Raw genomic sequence first — 3,626 nt, 5'->3', positions numbered from 1 at the left:
GCTTCCTTCGGGCGCGTGCCCGTCCGGATCGGCTCGAACCTAGGACCGCGCGGGGCCGGCGGCGATGACGCAGATCAACGGTCCGGGACCCCGGCATTCCCGCATGGGGTCGCCTACGGTTCCGGCCCCCGCAGCACGAGCCGCAGCAGCGCCGGCAGGCCGAACAGCACCAGCGGAAACGCCACCACGAACCCCGAGATCACCGCGATGGCGAGCGGCTGCTGCATCCCGCTGCCCTGGCCGATGCCGAGTGCCAGCGGCAGCAGCGTCAGGATCGCCGCCAGCGTGGTCATCGCGATCGGCCGCAGCCGGTTCCGGCTCGCCACCACCAGCGCCTCCCGCCGGTCCTGATACCCGGCGAGGCTCCGGAATTCCGAGATGTAGAAAATCGCCATCTCGGTCGCGAGCCCGACGATCATCGTCATCCCCATCAGCGCGGTGATGTTGAGCGCCACACCCGAGAGATCGAGCCCGATGAACACCGCGAGGCTCGACAGCAGCGCGGTGGCGACGATCGCCCCGGCGATGACGAAGCTGCGGTAGAGGAACAGCAGCAGCACGAATTCCGCCAGCACGGCGGCGACGAACACGCGGGCAAGCCCGATGAACGCCTTCTGCTGCTGCCGGTAGAGCCCGCCGAGCCGGTAGCTCATGCCCGGCGGCAGCAGGCCCGGCCGCGCCAGCACGCGGCGCACCGAGGCAATCGCGGCGGAAATGCCGCCGCCGCTGATCCGCCCCGTCACCGCGACGATCTGGCGCAGATTGTCGCGGTCGATCTCCGGCCGGCCCGACACCGTCCTCAGCGTCGCGATCGCCCCGAGCGGCACCAGCGCGCCCGAGGGCGCGGCGAGCGGCAGCCGCAGCAGGTCGCCGGTCTGCGCGAAGGCGTCGCGCGGCAGTTCCAGCCGCACGCCGGTAAAGCGCTCCTGGCCCGGCAGCGCGGTGACCACGCTACCGCGCAGCGCCGTCGCCACCATCCGCTCGACCGCGGCGGGATCGAAGCCGAACATCGCCGCCTTCGCGGGATCGACATGGATGTCGATCGAATCCCCGGCGATCACCACGCCGTCCTGCACGCCCACCACGCCCGGTATCCGCCCGATCGCCGCCGCCACCCTCTTCGCGGTTTCATCCAGCCGCGCCGGGTCGCCATGCAGCTCGATCTCGATCGGCTCCGGCTGGCTGACGAGATCGCCCAGCAGGTCTGACATCAGCTGCGACTCGTCGAAATCGATGCCCGGCACGCGGTCGATGATCCGCCGGCGGATCCGGTCCATCACCGTCCAGATCGGCGCCCGCTGCCCGAGCGGGCGGAGCTGAACGAAAATGTCGCCCTGATACGGCTCGTTGAGGTCGCCGCCGAGCCCGGCGCCGAGCCGGGTCGACCATGTCGCCACCGCCGGGTCGGCGCGGAGAATATCCCCCACCTGGCGGATCTCGCGCGCCCCCTCGGCCAGCGAGGTGCCGGGCCGCGCCTGGTAGTTGATCACGAACCCGCCCTCGTCCATCCGCGGCATGAAGCCGGTCGGCACCACCGCATAGGCATAGGCGCCGGCCAGCACGAACGGAATCAGCGCCACGAGCAGCCAGGCCGGCCGCGCCACCACGAGGTCGAGCAGCCGCCCGTGCGCCCGCGCCAGCACCGACTCCCGCGCTCCGCCGCCGGCGACCGGATCGTGCCATTTGTCGAAATCGATCAGCCAGCGCGCCAGCACCGGCACCGCGAAGGCCGAGAACAGCCAGGAGGCGACCAGCGTGGAGGCCATGGTGATCGACAGCGCCTTGAAGAAGGCGCCGGTCACGCCGGAGAGGAAGGCGAGGGGGACGAACACGATCAGCGTCGCCAGCGACGATCCGGCGAGCGGCGCGAGGAATTCCTCCGCCGCCGCCAGCACCGCGCCGCGCGCCGCGATCCCGCCCGCGCGCCCGGCCCGCCGCGCGACATGCTCGATCATCACGATCGCATCGTCGATCACCAGCCCCACCGCGGCGGCGAGCCCGCCCAGCGTCATGATGTTGAAGCTCATCCCCAGCAGCGTGAGGATCAGCACCGCGGTCGCCATCGAGGCCGGCAGCACCAGCAGCGCGATCAGCGTGACGCGCCAGCTCCGCAGGAAGCCGATCAGCACCAGCCCCGCCAGCACCACGCCGATCGCGATCGCATCGCGCACCGAGCCGGCGGCGGCGGTCACCAGCGTGCTCTGGTCGTACCATTTCACCAGCCGCACGCCCGCCGGCAGCCGCGTCTCATAGGCCGCCAGCGCCCGGCGCACCGCCGCGTCCACCTGAACCGCGTTGCCGCTGGGCTGCTGGAACACCTGCAACGTCACCGCGCGGTGATCGTTCTCGCTCACCCGGTCGTAGCGCGGCACCCGGCCCATCTCGACCCGCGCCACCTGGCCGAGCCGCACCACCCCGTCCGGCCCGCCGCCGACCACGATCCGCCGCACCTGCGCCATGGTCCGCAGCGTGTTCTGCTGCACCACCAGATAGAGGCTGTCGTGATCGGCGAGCCGGCCGACCGAGGCGAGCACGTTCGACCGCGACACCGCCTGCTCGACACCCGCCAGCGTCACATGCATCGCGGCGAGCTTCGCCGGATCGACGATCACATGCACCTCCGGCGTGTCGCCGCCCTGCACGCCGATCTTGGCGACACCCGGAATCCGTTCCAGCACCGGCACGATGTGATACCGCGCGATCGTTCGCAGCTCCGCCTCGGAAATGCTGTGCGAGATCAGCGCATAGGCGATGATGGGAAACACCGTCGGGTCCATCCGCCGCACCACGTAGCGCGTGCCCTTCGGCAGGTCGGGCAACTGCTGGGCCAGCGCGGCGTCGACCTCCAGCGTCGCCGCCCGCATGTTGGTGCCCCAGTCGAAATCGATGAACGCCTGCATCGACCCGCGCGAGGTGGTGGAGCGCACCCCCCGCACGCCCGGAATCGCCCGCAGCGCCTGCTCGACCGGCTGGGTCACCTGCAACATCATCTCATGCGCCGGCCGCGCCCCCGAATCGATGTTGATCCGCACCCGCGGGAACGAGGTGCGCGGAAACAGCCCCACCGGCAGCGACAGCGCGCCGACCGCCCCGGCCAGGGCGAGGCTCGCCATCAGGAACAGGATCGCCTTCTGCTGGCGGCCGAGAAACGCGGCGAAGCCCCCCATCATCCGCCCTGTCCCGGCCGCGCGATCCGCACGGCGATGCCCGGCCGCAGCTGGTAATTGCCCGAGACCACGACCGGCAGCGCCGGATCGATCCGCCCGGCGACGATGCTCCGCCCCCGCGCGCTCGCCAGCACCCGCACCTCCACGCGCACCGCATGCCCGTTCCTGACCTGCCAGATCACGTCGCGCCCCGCCGCCGGCAGCGCGGCGTCGCGCGGCACGATCACGCCGCGCACCGTGCCGGTATCGATGCGCGCGCGGACCATGGCGCCGACCAGCGCCGGCGCGCCGCCAAGCCCGACCGTCGCATCCACCAGCCCGGTGCGCGGATCGACCTCGCCGGCGAGCATGTCGATCCGCCCGCGCAGCGCCGCACCGCCCAACACCTGCACAAGCGCCGCCTGGCCGGCGGCAAGCCGCCGGGCGTCGCCCGGATCGACGCCGACCACCGCGACCAGC

1 protein-coding gene and 1 pseudogene are annotated in these 3,626 nt (G+C 72.0%); both read right to left on the bottom strand.

The genetic code is table 11. The annotated features are described in order from the left end of the window. Window positions 1-113: 113 nt before the first annotated feature. Complete coding sequence (locus tag APM_RS03985; protein ID WP_007422065.1) at window positions 114-3,170, bottom strand: efflux RND transporter permease subunit; 3,057 nt, start codon at window positions 3,168-3,170, stop codon at window positions 114-116. Beyond that, window positions 3,167-3,626, bottom strand: a pseudogene (locus APM_RS03980) (efflux RND transporter periplasmic adaptor subunit); the annotation flags it as partial. The pseudogene APM_RS03980 and the gene APM_RS03985, both read right to left, overlap by 4 nt.

The sequence above is a fragment of the Acidiphilium sp. PM genome, from assembly GCF_000219295.1.
Lineage (GTDB): Bacteria > Pseudomonadota > Alphaproteobacteria > Acetobacterales > Acetobacteraceae > Acidiphilium > Acidiphilium multivorum.
This window is presented reverse-complemented; position numbering and strand designations above follow the sequence as displayed.